At 72.8% G+C, this 20,158-nt stretch carries 1 protein-coding gene; it reads left to right on the plus strand.

The genetic code is table 11. The annotated features are described in order from the left end of the window. The first annotated feature begins 62 nt into the window (after nt 1-62). Nucleotides 63-20,150: an SDR family NAD(P)-dependent oxidoreductase gene (locus OG494_RS10105; RefSeq protein ID WP_328454220.1), complete on the plus strand. Its 20,088-nt coding sequence runs from the start codon at nt 63-65 to the stop codon at nt 20,148-20,150. The last annotated feature ends 8 nt before the right edge of the window (nt 20,151-20,158 follow it).

Below are 20,158 nucleotides of genomic sequence, written 5' to 3' on the forward strand. Positions count from 1 at the left end.
TCGTCGGGCACGTCGGTCAGTCGTGCCCGCGTGCCGTGGTCGTCCAAGGAGAACCCCTGCCGATGGCGAACGAAGACAAGCTCCGCGAGTACCTCAAGCGGGTCACGGCCGACCTGCACCAGACCCGCCGCCGCCTGCAGGAGGCCGAGTCGGCGCAGCGCGAGCCGATCGCGATCGTCGGGATGGCCTGCCGCTTCCCCGGCGGCGTGCGCACGCCGGAGGACCTCTGGCGGCTGGTCGCTTCCGGCGGGGACGCCATCACGCCGTTCCCCGAGGACCGCGGCTGGGACCTGGCGCGGCTGCACGACCCCGCCGGCGAACGCCCGGGCAGCTGCTCGGCGCGCGAGGGCGGGTTCCTGCACGACGCCGCCGGGTTCGACCCGGCCTTCTTCGGGATCTCGCCCCGCGAAGCACTGGCCACCGACCCGCAGCAGCGGCTGCTGCTGGAGGTGACGTGGGAGGCCGTCGAGCAGGCGGGCATCCCGATGCCGTCGCTGCGGGGCACCGACACCGGCGTGTTCACCGGCGTGATGTACAACGACTACGGCTCACGGCTGCGCCGGGTACCCGAGGACATCGAGGGCTACGTCCTCAACGGCAGCGCGGGCAGCATCGCCTCCGGCCGCCTGGCCTACACCTTCGGGTTCGAGGGTCCCGCCGTCACGATCGACACCGCGTGCTCGTCGTCGCTGGTGGCACTGCACCTGGCCGTGCAGGCGCTGCGGCGAGGTGAGTGCTCGCAGGCGATCGCCGGCGGCGTGACCGTGATGTCCACCCCGGCCGCGCTGATCGACTTCAGCCGCCAGCGCGGCCTCGCGCCGGACGCCCGCGTCCGCGCGTTCTCCGCGGACGCCGCGGGCACCGGCCTCGGCGAAGGCGTCGGCGTCCTGGTGCTGGAACGGCTTTCGCAGGCGCGGCGGCTCGGCCACCCGGTCCTGGCGGTGGTGCGCGGTTCGTCGGTCAACCAGGACGGCACGAGCAGCCAGCTGACCGCGCCGAACGGCCCGTCGCAGGAACGCGTGATCCGCCAGGCCCTCGCCGACGCCCGACTGTCCACATCGGACGTCGACGTCGTCGAGGCGCACGGTACCGGCACCGTCCTCGGCGACCCGATCGAGGCCCGGGCGTTGCAGGCCACCTACGGCGCCGGCCGCGAGCGGCCGGTGTGGCTGGGCTCGGTGAAGTCGAACATCGGCCACGCCCAGGCGGCCGCGGGCGTGGCCGGCGTGATCAAGACCGTCCTCGCGCTGCGCCACGGCCTGGTACCGCCGACCCTGCACGTCACGGAGCCGACCCCGCGGGTGGACTGGACGTCGGGCGCGGTCCGCCCGGTGACCGAGCCGATCGAGTGGCCGCGGACCGACGACGCGCCGCGGCGCGCCGGGGTGTCGTCCTTCGGCATCAGCGGCACGAACGCCCACGTGATCCTCGAAGAGGGCGACGTCCCGGAGACGCTTCCGGGGTCGGTGTCGGGTTCGGGTGTGGTGTTGTGGTCGGTGTCGGCGGGTTCGGGTGGGGGGTTGCGGGAGCTGGCCGGGCGGGTGGCCGGTGCGGTGGAGGATGCGGACGCGGGTGCGGTGGCGTGGTCGTTGGGGATGACCCGGGCGGCGTTGCCGCATCGGGCGGTGGTGATCGGTGACGGTGCTGGTGACGGGTTTGCGTTGCGGGAGGGTCTGCGGGCGGTGGCGCAGGGCCGGGTGGCGGCGAATGTGGTCACCGCGACGGTGCCGGCCGGTGGTGCGGTGCTGGGGTTCATGTTCAGTGGTCAGGGTTCGCAGTATCCCGGTATGAGTGCCGGGTTGTACGAGTCGGAGCCGGTGTTCGCGGCGGCGTTCGACGAGGCGTGTGCGGTGCTGGATCCGTTGCTGGAACGGCCGGTGCGGGAGGTGCTCGGTGATCGGGTTCTGCTGGATCGGACGGCGGGGACGCAGGCGGCGTTGTTCGCGGTGGAAGTGGCGTTGTTCCGGTTGGTCACCCATTGCGGTGTGGTTCCGGATTATCTGATCGGGCATTCGGTCGGGGAGATCGCCGCGGCGTATCTGGGTGGGGTGTTCGATCTGGGTGACGCGTGCCGGCTGGTGGCGGCGCGGGGCCGGTTGATGCAGGCGCTTCCGGCTGGTGGTGCGATGTTCGCGCTCGAGGCCGGTGAGGAGGAGCTGGTGTTGCCGGCGGGGGTGTCGGTGGCGGCGGTCAACGCTCCCGGTTCGGTGGTGATCTCGGGTCCGGAGGCGGCGGTGGCGGAGGTCGCGGCCGGGTTCCCGGGCCGGCGGACCAAGCGGCTGGTGGTGTCGCATGCGTTTCATTCGCCGTTGATGGAGCCGATGCTGGCCCGGTTCCGGGAAGTCGCCGACACGGTCACGTATCGGTCGCCGACGATTCCGGTGGTGTCGAACGTGACCGGTGATCTGTCGGGGGTGTTGTCGGATCCGGGTTACTGGGTGGAGCATGTGCGGGCCACGGTCCGGTTCGCTGATGGTCTGAGGTGTTTGCGCGAGCGCGGTGTCACGGTGTTGTTGGAGCTGGGTCCGGCGGCGACGTTGACCGCGTTGGCCGGGGATGTTCCCGCGGTTGCGGTCCTGAGCCCCGACAAACCCGACACGTTCACGGCGGCGTTGGCGACGGTGCACGCCCACGGCGTCCCCCTGGACTGGGACACCCTGCACCCCGACCACCACCGCGTCGCCCTCCCCACCTACCCCTTCCAGCACGACACTTTCTGGCTCGACAGCGGCGCAGCTCCGGCGGACGCGGCCGGGCTCGGGCTCGCCACCTCCGGGCACCAGCTGCTGGGGGCCGTCGTCGAGCTGGCCGACTCCGACGGCGTCGTCGCGACCGGGCGGCTTTCCCCGGCCTCGCACCCCTGGCTGGCCGATCACGCGGTCGCCGGCACCGTCCTGCTGCCCGCGGCGGCGTTCGTCGAGATGGCCGTCCGCGCCGGTGACCACGTCCGCTGCGGCCACCTCGCCGACCTGGTCGTCGAAGCACCGCTCGTCCTCGACACCGCCCGCCGTGTGCAGGTCACCGTCGGCGCCCCCGGCGAGCACGGGCAGCGCCGGTTCGCCGTCCACTCCGCGCCCGACGACGTCGACGACGGCGAATGGGTCCGCCACGCCACCGGGCAGCTGAGCACCGACACCCCGGCCGCCCCGGTTCCCCCGGCGGCCTGGCCGCCGCCGGACGCCGTCCCGGTCGAGGTCACCGGCTTCTACGCCGACCTGGCCGGCGACGGCTACGAGTACGGCCCGCTGTTCGCCGGCGTGCGTTCCGCCTGGCGGCGGGGGACCGACCGCTACGCCGAAGTACGCCTGCCCGAGGGCACCGACGTCACGGGCTTCGGCCTGCACCCCGCCCTGCTGGACGCGGCCCTGCACGTCCAGCTCCTCGACCGCGCCGGCGACGAGCTCCGGCTGCCGTTCTCGTGGTCCGGAGTGACCCTGCACGCCACCGGAGCCACCGCGCTTCGCGTGCACCTGTCCACTTCGGACGATCGGATTTCGTTGCTGGCGACCGACGAATCGGGTGCTCCGGTGCTCACCGTCGACGCGCTGGTGACCCGTCCGGTAGCCGCCGCGCAGCTCGCCTCGGGCCCGAGCCGCCGTGGCGCACTGTACACAATGGACTGGCAGCCGATCGTGGCACCGGAGTCCACAACAGACCTGACGGTGTGGGAGCCCGAGCCGGCCGGCGTCGGCGCGGAAGGTGCGCGAGCCGCGGCCCACGCGGCCCTGCGCCGGATCCAGGAGCGGCTCGCCGGTGCCGAAGAGGGCCCGCTGGTCGTCGTCACGCGGCACGCGGTGGCCACCGGCGCCGGCGAACCCGTCGAGCCCGCCGCGGCACCCCTGTGGGGCCTGGTGCGCGCCGCGCAGGCCGAGCACCCGGGCCGGTTCGTGCTCGTCGACGTTGACGACGACCCCGCGTCGCGGACCGCGGTGGCGGCCGCCGCGGCCACGGGGGAGGCACAGCTCGCTGTCCGCGGTGGCGTCGTGGTGACACCGCGGCTCGCGCCCGCACCCGCACCCCGGCCGGACGCCGCGGAGTGGAATCCGGCCGGCACGGTGCTCGTCACCGGCGGCACCGGCACCCTCGGCCGCCTCACCGCCCGCCACCTCGTCACCCGCGGGGTCCGGCACCTGACCCTCGTCAGCCGGCGCGGCCCCGACGCACCGGGAGCACCCGAACTCCACCACGAACTCACCGAGCTGGGCGCCCGCGTCGACATCGTGGCCTGCGACGCCGCCGATCGCGACGCCCTCGCTGCCCTCCTCGACGGGATCGAGCCACCGCTCAGCGCCGTCGTCCACACCGCCGGCGTCCTCGACGACGCGGTGGTGGAAACCCTCACACCACAGCAACTGGACACGGTCCTGCGGCCCAAGATCGACGCCGCCTGGAACCTGCACGAACTCACCGGAAACCTCGACGCGTTCGTCCTGTTCTCCTCCCTCGCGGGCACCATCGGCAACGCCGGGCAAGGCGCCTACGTGGCCGCCAACACCTTCCTCGACGCCCTGGCCCACCACCGCCACACCCAGGGCCTGCCTGCGACCTCCCTGGCCTGGGGCCTCTGGGAAGACGCCACCGGCATGGCCGGAGACCTGACGGCCACCGACCGGCAGCGCCTCCGCCGCACCGGCACGCTCCCCCTGAGCGCGGAACACGCGCTCGCCCTGTTCGACGACGCCCTGCGCACCCCCGCGGCCACCCTGGCGCCCCTCGCCGTGTCGTCACGACCCGTCGAAGATCCGCCCGCGGTGCTGCGCGCGATCCTGCCGGCCCGCCGGGCCACGGCGGCGCCGGTCCGGCTCGAGGCCACCTCGAGCCCGGAACAGCTCCTCGACCTCGTCCGCACGACCACCGCGGCGGTACTGGGCCACGCGTCACCGGCCGCGATCGACCCGGCCGGCGCGTTCGCCGACCTGGGCTTCGACTCGCTGACGGCGGTGGAACTGCGCAACCGGCTCGGCGCCGCGACCGGGCTGCGCCTGCCCGCGACGCTGATCTTCGACCACCCGAACCCGGCCGCCCTGGCCGCCTTCCTGCACATCGGACTCGGTGGCGCCCCGGCGGCGCCGTCGCCGGTGATCGCGGCGACGGCCACGGACGAGCCGGTCGCGATCGTGGGCATGGCCTGCCGGTTCCCCGGTGGCGTGTCGTCGCCGGAAGACCTGTGGCGGCTGGTCGCCGAAGGTGGCGACGCCATCGGCCCGTTCCCGGCCGACCGCGGCTGGGACCTCGCCGGCCTGTACGACCCGGACCCCGACCGGGCGGGTACGTCCTACGCCCGCGAGGGAGGTTTCCTCTACGACGCGGCGGCGTTCGACCCGGCGTTCTTCGGGATGTCACCGCGCGAAGCCGCCGCGACCGACCCGCAGCAGCGGCTGCTGCTGGAGACGGCCTGGGAGACGTTCGAACGGGCCGGGATCGACCCGGGTTCGGTGCGCGGCAGCGACACCGGCGTGTTCACCGGGGTCATGTACGACGACTACGCGACCCGCTTCGCGGCCGGTCACCTCCCCGAGGACCTGGAGTCGTACTACGCGACGAGCAGCGCGGGAAGTGTCGCGTCGGGCCGGCTGGCCTACACCTTCGGGCTGGAGGGCCCCGCCGTCACCGTGGACACGGCGTGTTCGTCGTCCCTGGTGGCGTTGCACCTGGCCGCGCAGGCCCTGCGACGTGGGGAGTGTTCCCTGGCCCTGGCGGGCGGGGTGACGGTGATGGCGACGCCGAGCACGTTCGTCGGCTTCAGCCGCCAGCGCGGGTTGTCCCCGGACGGCCGCTGCAAGCCCTTCGCCGACGCCGCCGATGGCACCGGCTGGGGCGAGGGCGTCGGGCTGCTGCTGGTCGAGCGACTGTCGGACGCCCAACGCAATGGCCGTCAGATTCTCGCTGTGGTGCGGGGGAGTGCGGTCAATCAGGACGGCGCCTCCAACGGCCTCACGGCGCCGAACGGCCCGTCGCAGGAGCGGGTGATCCGCCAGGCCCTGGCCAATGCCCGGCTTTCGCCCGCCGACGTCGATGTCGTGGAAGCTCACGGCACCGGCACGACCTTGGGTGACCCGATCGAGGCCCAGGCGCTTCTCGCGACCTACGGCCAGGACCGCGACCGTCCACTGTGGCTCGGATCGATCAAGTCCAACATCGGCCACACCCAAGCCGCCGCCGGCGTCGCCGGGATCATCAAGATGGTCGAAGCCATGCGGCACGAACAGTTGCCGCGGACGTTGCATGTGGACGAACCGTCGTCCCATGTGGACTGGACATCCGGGTCCGTCGAACTGCTGACCGAAGCACAGCCGTGGGACGCGGACCGGCCGCGCCGGGCCGGGGTGTCGTCCTTCGGGGTCAGCGGCACCAATGCGCACGTCATCATCGAGCAACCGTCGGTTGTGGAGGAGCCTGAGCCGTCCCCTCCGGTCGACGTGGTGCCGTGGCTGCTGTCGGCCAAGACCGCCGACGCGCTTCTTGCCCAGGCGCAGCAGCTGCGCGAGACCACCGACCTCGACCTCTTGGATGTCGGCCGGTCCCTGATCGGCCGGGCGCGGTTCGAGCAGCGCGCAGTCATCCTCGGGCGCGACCGCGACGAACTCCGGGACGGGCTGACCGTCCTGGCCACCGGCATGCCCGCACCCCAGGTAGTGCGGGGCAGTGTGGTCCCGGGTAAGACGGTGTTCGTGTTCCCCGGCCAAGGTTCCCAATGGGCCGGGATGGCCGCCGAACTGATGGACGCCAGTCCCGTGTTCGCCGACCAGATCCAGGCTTGCGGCGATGCCCTCGCCCCCCACGTCGACTGGTCGTTGACCGACGTCCTACGGGGTACCGAAGGTGCGCCTGGGTTCGACCGGGTCGACGTGGTCCAGCCCGCGTTGTGGGCGGTCATGATCAGCCTGGCGACCCTCTGGCGATCTCTCGGAGTCGTCCCCGACGCGGTGGTGGGTCATTCGCAGGGTGAGATCGCCGCGGCCTACATTGCGGGAGCGTTGTCGCTGGAGGACTCGGCGAAGGTCGTCGCGTTGCGAAGCAAGGCGATCAGGGCCATGGGCGGCAACGGCGGCATGGCGTCCATCGCCGCCCCCGCCGACAGCCTCACCCTGCCTGAGGGTGTCGGAATCGCCGCGATCAACGGCCCCACCGCCACGGTGATCTCGGGTGACCGCGACGCCTTGCAGAATCTGGTTGACGCTTCCGAGTCCAACGGGATCCGGGCGCGGATGGTCCCGGTCGATTACGCATCGCATTCGGCGCACATTGACAGCCTTCACGACGAGCTCCTCGCCGTACTCGACGGCATTGCACCGAGAACGTCGGAAATCGCGTTCTATTCCACGGTCGAGGGTGCGCCGATCGACACCGCCGGACTAGACGCGGGGTACTGGTTCCGCAACCTCCGTCAGACCGTCCTCTTCGGGCAGACGACCGGGAAGCTGGCCGAGGACGGGCATGCGTTGTTCGTCGAGGTGAGCGCCCATCCGGTGTTGGCCATGGGCATCGAGCACGGCACAGCCATCGGCTCGTTGCGCCGTGACGACGGCTCCTGGCTGCGGATGCTGACCTCTGCCGCGGAGGCGTACGTCCAGGGTGCTCCGGTGCGCTGGGACACCCTCCTCCACGGCGGGCGGCACGTCGACCTGCCCACCTACCCGTTCCAGCGTCAGGACTACTGGCTCGACAGCCCGGTGACGGGTGATCCCGGCAGTATCGGCCAGGTCCCGGCCGGGCATCCGCTGCTCGGTGCGACCGTCACGCTCGCCGGCACCGACGGGCTCCTCGCCACCGGCAAGCTGTCCCTGGCCACGCATCCGTGGCTCGCGGACCACGCCGTCAACGGTACCGTCCTGCTGCCCGGGACCGCGTTCGTCGAGCTGGCCGGGCACGTCGGCCGGAGCGTCCACTGCGGACACGTGGACGAGCTGACCCTGGAAGCGCCGCTCGTGCTGGCCGGGCCCGACGCTCGTCACCTCCAGGTCGTGATCGGCGCCGCCGGTACAGACGGAAGCCGTGAGGTCGCGATCCATTCCCGGCCCGCGGACGACGACGAGGACTGGGTGCGGCACGCCTCTGGCCGCGTCGCCCCCGAGGGCGGCGTCTCGGCCGGGGACTTCCCCGCGGAGTGGCCGCCGGCGGGTGCCGAGGCGATCGACATCGACGGCTGTTACGACGAACTGGCTGCGGCGGGCTACGAGTACGGCGCGCTGTTCCAGGGGCTCGTCGCGGCCTGGCGCGCCGGGGAGGATCTGTACGCCGAGGTCGCGGTGCCCGAGGACACTGACGTCACCGGGTTCGACGTCCACCCGGCCTTGCTCGACGCGGCGCTGCACCTCGCGGTGGTCGATCGCCGTGGCACGCGGGGCGTCCGGCTGCCGTTTTCGTGGCAGGGCGTGGCCGTCCGGCCGACTGACACGCGGGTCCTTCGGGTCCGGCTGTCCGCTCGGGCGGACGACGCCGTCGCGGTGTCCGCAGTGGACGGAGCCGGAACTCCGGTGGTGACCGTGGAGTCGCTGCTGAGCCGGGAAGCCGCGACGAACGACCTGGTCGCCCAGCGTTCGCTGTTCCGGGTGGAGTGGATCCCCGCCACCCCCGGCCACCACACCACCGACTACACAACCCTGCACATCGAACCCAGCCACCACAGCCCCACCACCCTCACCCACGACACCCTCCACCACCTCCAACACCACCTCACCCACAACGACACCTCCCTCCTCGTCACCACCCGCAACGCCATCGCCGCCCAACCCCACGCCCCCCTCGACCTCACCGCAGCACCGGTCTGGGGCCTCATCCGCAGCGCCCAGAGTGAACACCCCGACCGGATCATCCTCATCGACCTCGACGACAACCCCGCCTCAACCCGAGCGATCCCGGCCGCCGTCGCCACCGGCGAACCCCAACTCGCCATCCGCGACGGCCACATCTACACACCCCGACTCACCCCCACCACCGCCCAACCGGCTGCCTTCAACCCCGACGGGACCGTCCTCATCACCGGCGGCACCGGCACCCTCGCCACCACCATCGCCCGCCACCTCACCACCCACCACAACATCCGGCACCTGGTACTGACCAGCCGACGCGGCCCCGAGGCCCCCGGCGCCCCCGAACTGCGGGACGAACTCACCGCACTCGGGGCTCACGTCGACATCGTCGCCTGCGACGCCGCCGACCGCGACGACCTCACCACCCTCCTCAACAGGATCGAACCCCCGCTCACGGCTGTCATCCACGCCGCCGGCGTCCTCGACGACGCCACCCTGGAAAACCTCACACCACAACAACTCGACACCGTCCTACGACCCAAAATCGACGCCGCCCGGAACCTCCACGAACTCACCCACAACCTCGACGCGTTCGTCCTGTTCTCCTCCCTCGCCGGCACCCTCGGCACCCCCGGACAAGCCAACTACGCCGCCGCCAACACCTACCTCGACGCCCTCGCCCACCACCGCCACACCCAGGACCTGCCCGCTATCTCCCTCGCCTGGGGACTCTGGCAAGACGCCACCGGCATGACCGGACACCTCGACCACACCGCCCACCGTCGACTCCACCACAACGGCATCAGCCCCATCACCACCGAAGAAGGCCTCACACTCTTCGACACCGCCTGCGGGTCCGGTGAGGCGCTGGTGGTGCCGGCCTGGTTCGACCGCGCGGCTCTGCGGGCACAGGCCGCCGAGGGTGAGATCGCGCCGCTGCTGCGCGGGATCGTCCGCGCGCCGGCCCGGCGCGTCTCCGGCACGACCGGTGCTTCCGCGCTGGCGCAACGGCTTTCGGCACTTCCGGAGTCCGAACAGGACACGGTGCTGCTCGACCTCGTGCTCGGCACCACCGCCGCGGTGCTCGGGCACGCGTCGCCGGCCGCGGTCGACCCGGCCGGCGCGTTCAGCGGGCTGGGGTTCGACTCGCTGACCGCGGTGGAGCTGCGCAACCGGCTGAGCACCGCGACCGGCGTCCGCCTGCCCGCGACGCTTGTGTTCGACTACCCGAACCCGGCGGCCCTGGCCCGGCACCTGCGGGACCTCGTGCTCGGGGCGCAGCGGGCGGCCCGGGTGGCGGTCGCGGCCACGGACCTCGACGAGCCGGTCGCGATCGTCGGCATGGCCTGCCGGTTCCCCGGCGGCGTGTCGTCGCCGGAAGACCTGTGGCGGCTGGTCGCCGACGGCGGCGACGCGATCGGCCCGTTCCCCACGGGCCGGGGCTGGGACCTCGCCGGGCTCTACGACCCGGACCCCGAGCACCCGGGAACGTCCTACACCCGCGAAGGCGGCTTCCTGTACGACGCAGGCGACTTCGACCCGGGCTTCTTCGGGATGTCACCGCGCGAAGCCGCCGCGACAGACCCCCAGCAGCGGCTGCTGCTGGAGACGGCATGGGAAGCGTTCGAACGGGCGGGAATCGACCCGGATTCGGTGCGCGGCAGCGACACCGGCGTGTTCACCGGAGTGATGTACAACGACTACGGCATGCGGTTCGCGGTCGGCAACATCCCGGAAGACCTCGAGTCGTACTACGCGACCAGCAGCGCGGGAAGCGTGGCGTCGGGCCGGCTGGCCTACACCTTCGGGCTCGAAGGCCCCGCCGTCACGATCGACACGGCGTGCTCGTCGTCGCTGGTGGCACTGCATCTGGCGGCCCAGGCCCTGCGACGCGGGGAGTGTTCCCTCGCGCTGGCGGGCGGGGTGACGGTGATGGCGACGCCCGGCACGTTCGTCGGCTTCAGCCGTCAGCGCGGCCTGTCCCCGGACGGGCGCTGCAAGCCCTTCGCCGACGCCGCCGACGGCACCGGCTGGGGCGAAGGCGTCGGTCTGCTGCTGGTCGAGCGACTCTCGGACGCCCAACGCAACGGCCACCAAATCCTCGCTGTGGTGCGGGGGAGCGCGGTCAACCAGGACGGCGCCTCCAACGGCCTGACCGCGCCGAACGGCCCGTCGCAGGAGCGAGTGATCCGCCAGGCCCTCGCCAACGCCCGCCTGAACCCCGCCGACATCGACGTCGTGGAGGCCCACGGCACCGGCACGACCTTGGGTGACCCGATCGAGGCTCAGGCACTTCTCGCGACCTACGGCCAGGACCGGGACTGTCCACTGTGGCTGGGGTCGATCAAGTCCAACATCGGCCACACCCAGGCCGCTGCTGGTGTCGCCGGTATCATCAAGATGGTCGAAGCGATGCGACACGGGCAGTTGCCGCGGACGTTGCATGTGGACGAACCGTCGTCCCATGTGGACTGGACGTCCGGTGCCGTCGAACTGCTGACCGAAGCACAGCCATGGGACGCGGACCGGCCGCGCCGGGCCGGAGTATCGTCCTTCGGGGTCAGTGGCACCAACGCGCACGTCATCCTGGAACAGCCGGCCCTTCCGGAGACGTCCGCCCCGGAAGCTCCCCTGTCCGTGGTGCCGTGGCTGCTGTCGGCGAAGACGGCCGAGGCCGTCACCGCGCAGGCCGAGCGGCTCGTGGAGCACGTCTCCGGTGACGTCCGGGACGTCGCCCGGTCCCTGGCGGCCCGGGCCCGGTTCGACCACCGGGCCGTGGTGCTCGGCCGGAGCACCGACGACCTGTCCGACGGTCTCACCGCCCTGGCCACCGGAATGCCCGCACCCCAGGTAGTGCAGGGCACAGTCACGCCCGGCAAGACGGTGTTCGTGTTCCCCGGCCAAGGCTCCCAATGGGCCGCGATGGCCGTCGAACTGATGGACACCAGTCCCGTGTTCGCCGACCAGATCCAGGCCTGCGCAGACGCCCTCGCCCCACACATCGACTGGTCGTTGACCGACGTCCTGCTGGAGAAAGAAAACGCGCCCGGATTCGACCGGGTCGACGTGGTCCAACCGAGCCTCTGGGCCGTCATGATCAGCCTGGCGACCCTCTGGCAGTCCCTCGGAGTCACCCCGGACGCGGTGGTGGGTCATTCGCAGGGTGAGATCGCCGCGGCCTACATCGCCGGAGCCCTCACCCTGGAAGACTCGGCAAAGGTCGTCGCACTGCGAAGCAAGGCGATCCGGGCCATGGGCGGCAACGGCGGCATGGCCTCCATCGCCGCACCCGCCGACACCCTCACCCTCCCCGACGGTGTCGGAATCGCCGCGATCAACGGCCCCGCCGCCACCGTGATCTCCGGTGATCGCAATGCCCTGCAGAAGCTGGTCGACGCCTCCGAAGCCAAGGGAACCCGGGCCCGGATGGTGCCGGTCGACTACGCGTCGCATTCGGCCCACATCGACAGCCTCCACGACGAACTCCTCGACATCCTCACCGGAATAGAACCGCGCACCTCGAAGATCGCGTTCTATTCCACGGTCGAAGCCGCCCCCATCGACACCGCCGCACTCGACGCCGGCTACTGGTTCCGTAACCTTCGTCAGACCGTCCTTTTCGGGCAGACGACCGGGAAGCTCGCCGAAGACGGGCATGCGTTGTTCGTCGAGGTGAGTGCCCATCCGGTACTGACCATGGGTATCGAGCACGGCACAGCCATCGGCACTCTCCGCCGTGACGACGGCTGCTGGCAACGCATGCTGACCTCCGCCGCGGAAGCCTACGTCCACGGCGCCTCCGTCGACTGGGACGCTCTGTTCGACGGCGGCCGGCACGTCGACCTGCCCACCTATCCCTTCCAGCGCCAGGAGTACTGGCTCGACGGCCCCGCGACGACGGGTGATCCCGGCAGCCTCGGTCAGACCACCACCGATCACCCGTTGCTCGCGTCGATCGTCGAACTCGCCGACAGCGACGGCCTCGTCGCCACCGGTGTCGTCTCCCTCACCACCCACCCCTGGCTCGCCGACCACGCCGTGAACGACATGATCCTGCTGCCCGGCACCGCCTTCGTCGAACTGGCCGTCCACGCCGGCGACCACCTCGGCTGCGGCCACCTCGAGGAACTCGTCTTGCAGGCCCCGCTGCTGCCGGTGGCGGGCGAGGCCGTCCGGCTCCAGGTCACCGTCGGGGCCGCCGAGGCGGACGGGCGGCGGGCGGTGGCCGTCCACTCCCGGTCCGTCCGCGACGGACTCGACACCGGCTGGACGTCGCACGCCACCGGCTGGGTCGCGCCGCAACCGGCGCACCAGCCGGAAACCGCGCCGGCGCAGTGGCCGCCGGCGGGTGCCGAGACCATCGACACCGGCGCCTTCTACGACCGGGTCGCCGAGCGCGGCTACCGCTACGGCCCGGTCTTCCGCGGCCTCACCGCCGCCTGGCGCCACGGCGACGTGATCCACGCCGAGGTCCGGCTGCCCGAAGGCACCGACGTCACCGGCTACGGCATCCACCCGGCGCTCCTCGACGCCGCTCTGCACCCGCTGCTGCTCGCCCAGGAAGAGGGCCCGATCCGGCTCCCCTTCGCCTGGACCGGCGCCGCCCTGCACGCCAGCGGCGCCACCAGTCTGCGGGTCACCCTCCGGCCGGACGGCGACGGTGTCTCGATCGTCGCGACGAGCGCCGACGGCGTCCCGGTCGTGACGGTCGGCTCGCTCGGCGCGCGCCCCGTCGACGTCGGTGCGCTCGGTGCGCCGAGCGTCGGCGACGCCCTGTTCGAGGTGGTCTGGAGCCCGGTCGACGCGGTCGAGCCGGCCGCGGGCACGCGGTGGGCCGCGCTGGGTACCGGCGTCGCCGGGATGGAGGCGCGTCCGGACCTCGCCGGCTTCGCCGAAGCGGACGCGCCCGGCTTCGTGCTGCTGCCTGTCGAACCGGTCATCGGGGACGATCTCGCCGCCGGTGTGCACGAGGTCACCAGCCGGGTGCTGGCCCTGCTGCAGGAGTGGCTGGCGACCGAGGCGTTCGCCGGGTCCCGGCTGGTCGTGCTGACCCGGGGCGCCGTCGCGGCCCGCGACGGCGATCCGGTCGACGGGCTCGCGCACGCCGCGGTGTGGGGCCTGGTCCGCACCGCGCAGTCGGAGCACCCCGGCCGGTTCGTGCTGGTGGACCTCGACGACGACGCGGAAGCGCTGGTGCCGCGGGCGGTCGCCACCGCCGTGGCGCACGACGAACCGCAGCTCGCCGTGCGCGGTGCCGAAATCCGCGCACCGCGGCTGGCGCGGCCCGGCAGCGCGGCGCTGGTGCCTCCGCCGGGTGCGTGGCGGCTGGACACCGCGGCCCGCGGCACGCTCGACGGCCTGGCGCTGCTGCCGTCCACAGTGGACACCGACCCGCTGGAACCCGGCCAGGTCCGGATCGCGCTGCACGCGGCCGGCCTGAACTTCCGGGACGTCCTCATCGCGCTGGGTGTGTACCCGGGTGCGGCCGTCATGGGCGGCGAGGGCGCGGGCGTCGTGCTCGAAACCGGGTCCGAGGTGACGGGACTCGCCGCCGGGGACCGGGTGCTGGGCGTGTTCCCGGCCGCGTTCGGCCCGGTCGTGGTCGCCGACGCCCGCAGCGTCGCGCGGGTGCCGGCGGGCTGGTCGTTCGAGCAGGCCGCGTCGGTGCCGGTGGTGTTCCTGACCGCCCGCTACGGGCTGGGGGAGTGGGCCCGCCTCGCACGCGGCGAAAAGGTCCTGATCCACGCGGGGACCGGCGGGGTCGGGATGGCCGCGATCCAGCTCGCGCGGCACCTGGGCGCCGAGGTCTTCGCGACCGCGAGCGAAGCCAAGTGGGACACCCTGCGCGCGCTGGGCCTGGACGACGCGCACATCGCCTCCTCCCGCACCCTCGACTTCGAGGCGAAGTTCCGCGACGGCACCGGCGGTCACGGCTTCGACGTCGTGCTCGACTCCCTGGCGGGCGAGTTCGTCGACGCCTCCCTGCGGCTGCTCGCCGACGGCGGCCGCTTCGCCGAGATGGGCAAGACCGACATCCGCGACGCCGAGCGCGTCGCGGCCGAGTACCCCGGACGTTCGTACCTGGCCTTCGACCTGCGCGAAGTCGCGCCGGAGCTGATCCGGCGGCTGCTCGGCGAGCTCGTCGAGCTGTTCGAATCGGGTGCCCTGCGGCCACTGCCGGTCCGCACCTGGGACGTGCGGCGCGCCCCCGAGGCGTTCCGGATCATGAGCCAAGCCCGCCACACCGGCAAGCTCGTGCTCACGATGCCGCCGCGGCTCGACCCGGACGGCACCGTGCTGATCACCGGCGGCACCGGCACCCTCGGCGGGCTGGTGGCCCGCCACCTCGTCGCCGAACACGGCGTCCGGCACCTGGTGCTGGCCGGCCGGCAGGGCCCGGCCGCCGCGGGCGCCGCGGAGCTCGCCGGCCTCGGCGCCGACGTGTCGGTGGTCGCCTGCGACGCCGCCGATCGCGACGCTCTGGCGCGGCTGCTGGCCGGCATCCCCGACGCGCACCCGCTGACCGCCGTGGTGCACGCCGCCGGCGTGCTCGACGACGGCGTCCTCGACGCGCTCACGCCGGAGCGGCTGGCCCGCGCGCGGCGCCCGAAGGTCGACGCCGTGCTGAACCTGCACGACCTCACCCGCGACGACGACCTCGCCGCGTTCGTCGTGTTCTCCTCGGCCGCGGGTGTGCTGGGCAACGCCGGCCAGGGCGGGTACGCGGCCGCCAACGCCTTCCTCGACGCGTTCGCCCAGCACCACCGCACCGCCGCGCGGCCCGTGACGTCGCTGGCCTGGGGCCTGTGGGAGCCGGGCAGCGCGATGACCGGGCACCTGGACCACACCGGCCGGGACCGGATGTCCCGCGCGGGCGTCCGCCCGCTCTCGGCGGAGCAGGGGCTCGCCCTGTTCGACGCCGCGTGCGCGGTGGACGCCGCGCTGCTCGTGCCGATCCGGCTGGCCGCCCCGGCGGCGCACACCGCCGTGCCCGCGCTGCTGCGCGGACTCGTCCGCACGCCCACCCGCCGGGCGCTGGCCGACGGGTCCGGGCGGGCGGCGTCCGCGCTGGCCGACCGGCTGGCCGGGCTGCCGGACGGGGACCGGGACGGCGTCCTGCTCGACCTCGTGCGGAGTCACGTCGCCGCGGTGCTCGGGCACGCCGCCCCGGCCGCGGTCGACGCGGACCGGGCGTTCAAGGAGCTCGGTTTCGACTCCCTCACCGCGGTCGAGCTGCGCAACCGGCTCGCCACCGCGACCGGCGCCCGGCTGCCCGCGACCCTCGTCTTCGACCACCCGACGCCGGTGGCGCTGGCCCGGCACCTGCGCGGCGAGCTGCTCGGCACCCGGGCCGCGGTCCGGGCCCCGGCGCCGGCCGTGACCACCGGGGACGACGAGCCGATCGCGATCGTCGGGATGGCGTGCCGCTTCCCCGGCGGCGTGTCCTCCCCCGAGGAGCTGTGGCGGCTGGTGGCGGACGGAACGGACGCCATCTCGCCGTTCCCGGACGACCGTGGCTGGGACCTGGACCGGCTGTACGACCCGGATCCCGACCGCGTCGGCACGACCTACACCCGCGGTGGCGGTTTCCTGACCGGCGCGGCCGGGTTCGACCCGGCGTTCTTCGGGATCTCGCCGCGCGAGGCCCTGGCCATGGACCCGCAGCAGCGGCTGCTGCTGGAAACGGCGTGGGAGACGTTCGAACGGGCCGGGATCGACCCGGCCGCGGTGCGCGGGACCGACGCGGGCGTGTTCGTCGGCGCGATCGCGCAGGACTACGCCCGCGGCACCGGCGCGGTACCGGCCGAACTCGGCGGGTACGTCGGCACCGGCACCACCATGAGCGTCGCCTCCGGCCGGCTGGCCTACACCTTCGGGTTGGAAGGCCCCGCGGTCACGGTGGACACGGCGTGTTCGTCGTCGCTGGTGGCGCTGCACCTGGCCACCCAGGCGCTGCGGCGCGGCGAGTGTTCCCTGGCGCTGGCCGGCGGGGTCACGGTGATGGCCACTCCCGGGGTCTTCCTCGAGTTCGGCCGTCAGCGCGGTTTGTCCACGGACGGCCGCTGCCGCGCCTTCGCCTCGGCCGCCGACGGCACCGGCTTCTCCGAAGGCGCGGGCCTGCTGCTGGTGGAGCGCCTGTCGGACGCCCGGCGCCACGGGCACCGGGTCCTCGCCGTGGTGCGGGGGAGTGCTGTCAACCAGGACGGCGCCTCGAACGGCCTGACCGCGCCGAACGGCCCGTCGCAGGAGCGGGTGATCCGCCAGGCCCTGGCCAACGCCCGGCTTTCCCCAGCTGACGTCGATGTTGTGGAGGCTCACGGCACCGGCACGACGTTGGGTGACCCGATCGAGGCCCAGGCGTTGCTCGCGACGTACGGCCAGGACCGCGACCGTCCACTGTGGCTCGGATCGGTGAAGTCGAACATCGGGCACACCCAGGCTGCTGCTGGTGTCGCCGGGATCATCAAGATGGTCGAGGCGATGCGGCATGGGCAGTTGCCGCGGACGTTGCATGTGGACGAACCGTCGTCCCATGTGGACTGGGAGTCCGGTGCCGTCGAACTGCTGACCGAGACGCAGCCGTGGGACGCGGACCGGCCGCGCCGGGCCGGGGTGTCGTCCTTCGGGGTGAGCGGCACCAACGCGCACGTCATCATCGAACAGTCGCCGATCGCGCCGGAGCCCGAGCCGTCCCCTCCGGTCGACGTGGTGCCGTGGCTGCTGTCGGCCAAGACCGCCGACGCGCTTCTTGCCCAGGCACAGCAGCTACGCGAAACGGCCGACCTCGACCCCCTGGATGTCGGCCGGACCCTCGCCGCAAGGGCCGGTTTCGAACACCGCGCGGTCGTTCTCGGCTGCGACCGCGACACACTGCTGACCGGGGCCTCCGCCCTGGCCACCGGCACCCCGGCGGCTCACGTGGTGCAAAGCAGCGTGATCCCGGGCAAGACGGTGTTCGTGTTCCCCGGGCAAGGGTCCCAATGGGCCGGAATGGCCGCCGAACTGATGGACCGAAGTCCCGTGTTCGCCGAGCAGATCCAGGCCTGCGCGGACGTCCTCACGCCCCACACCGACTGGTCCCTGACAGAGGTGCTGCGGGGTACCGAAGGCGCACCCGGGTTCGACCGTGTCGACGTAGTCCAGCCCGCACTCTGGGCGGTCATGATCAGCCTCGCCACTCTCTGGCAATCCCTCGGCGTCATCCCCGACGCGGTGGTCGGGCATTCGCAGGGTGAAATCGCCGCCGCCTACATCGCCGGAGCCCTCACCCTGGAAGACTCGGCGAAGGTCGTCGCGCTGCGGAGCAAGGCAATCCGGGCCATGGGTGGCAACGGTGGGATGGCTTCCATCGCCGCGCCTGTCGACAGTCTGGAACTGCCCGACGGTGTCGAGATCGCCGCGATCAACGGACCCAACGCCACCGTGATCTCCGGTGATCGCGACGCCCTGCAGAAGCTGGTCGACGCGTCTGAAGCCAAGGGAACCCGGGCCCGGATGGTCCCGGTCGACTACGCCTCACATTCGGCGCACATCGACAGCCTCCACGACGAACTCCTCGGGCTTCTCGCAGGAATCGAACCGAAGACTTCGGAGATCGCGTTCTACTCCACAGTGGAGGGTTCGCCGATCGATACCGCCGGACTCGACGCGGGGTACTGGTTCCGCAACCTCCGTCAGACCGTCCTGTTTGGACAGATTGTCGAGAAGCTGGCCGAAGAAGGACATTCGCTGTTCATCGAGGTGAGCGCGCATCCGGTGCTGACCATGGGTATCGAGTACGGCACGGCCATCGGCTCACTTCGCCGTGACGACGGTTCCTGGCTGCGGATGCTGACCTCCGCCGCGGAGGCGTACGTCCACGGCGCGCCGGTGCGCTGGGAGGACGTCCTCGAGGGTGGGCGGCACGTCGACCTGCCCACCTACCCGTTCCAACGCCGGCCGTACTGGCTCGTGGCCGGCGGCCGGTCCGGCGACCCCGTCGCCGCCGGGCTCACCGATGCCGCGCACCCGCTGCTCGGCGCGACGGTGGAGCTGGCCGGGACCGACGGCGTCGTGCTCACCGGCCGTCTCTCGCGCGGTACCCACCCGTGGCTGGCCGACCACGTCGTCGGCGGTGCCGTGCTCGTGCCCGGCGCGGCCTTCGCCGACCTGGCCGTCCACGCCGCCGACGAGGTCGGGTGCGGCCACGTCGCCGAACTGACCGTCACCACCCCGCTCGCCCTGCCCGGCAGCGGCGGCGTGCGGATCCAGGTGGTGGCCGGCGCGGCCGGCGAAGACGGGCACCGGGTGGTCACCGTCCACGCCCGGCCCGACGGCGACCCCGGCGCCACGTGGACGTGCCACGCCACCGGCGTGCTCACCCCCGGCGTTCCGGAGGGTGACCCCGGGTCGCTCGCCGCCTGGCCACCCGCGGGCGCCGAACCCGTCGACGTCGCCGCCTGCTACGACACCGCGGCCGACCTCGGCTACGCCTACGGCCCGCTCTTCCAGGGGCTCGTCGCCGCCTGGCGCGACGGCGAGCACCTCTACGCCGAGGTCGAGCTGCCGCCCGGCACCGACACCGGCGGCTACGGCGTCCACCCCGCGCTGCTCGACGCCGCCACCCACGACCGGCACCTGGACGAGACCGGCGGGGAGGTCCGGCTACCGCTGGTCTGGCGGGGCATCACCCTGCACGCCACGGGCGCCACGAGCCTCCGCGTCCGGTGGTCCACTGTGGACGGCTCGCTGGTGGCGGCGGACGAGTCGGGAGCGCCCGTGCTCACCGTCGAGGCGCTGCGGACCGCCGCCGTGCCCGTGGCCCGGCCCACCGGGACGCCGGCCGCCGGTACCGTCCGGCCGCGGCGGCGCGAAGCCGTCGCGCGCGGCGGCCAGTCCTGGGCCGAGCGGCTGCTGGGCCAGCCCGAGCCCCGGCGCGAGGAAACCGTGCTGGAGCTGGTGGGGGACCTGGTCGCCGCGGTGCTCGGCCACGACCGCGGCACGGTCGGCGGCGACAGCGCGTTCAAGGAGATCGGGTTCGACTCGATGACCGCCGTCGAGCTGCGCAACCGGCTCACCGCCGCGACCGGGATGCCGTTGCCGGCGACCGTGGTCTTCGACCACCCGACACCGGCCGCGCTCACCCGCTTCCTGCTGGCGCAGCTCGATCCGGGCCGGGCCAACCCCGACCCGGTGCTGCGGCTGATGGCGGAACTGGACGGCATCGAGGCCGGGCTGACCGCCGTCCCGGACGACATCCGGGCACGCACGGAGATCACCAGCAGGCTGCGCACGCTGCTGTGGAAGTGGGACGACATCCGCGCGGCGGACGACACCGCCGAGGCCGACGACGACCTCGACGCGGCCAGCGACGAAGACCTCTTCGAGGCGCTGGACAACGAATTCGGGATCTCCTGACAGCCGCC

The organism is Amycolatopsis sp. NBC_00438, assembly GCF_036026695.1.
GTDB lineage: Bacteria > Actinomycetota > Actinomycetes > Mycobacteriales > Pseudonocardiaceae > Amycolatopsis.

Excerpts from the sequence above, each read along its gene's own strand:
- OG494_RS10105 (WP_328454220.1), top strand. The coding sequence starts at position 63 with ATGGCGAACGAAGACAAGCTCCGCGAGTACCTCAAGCGGGTCACGGCC.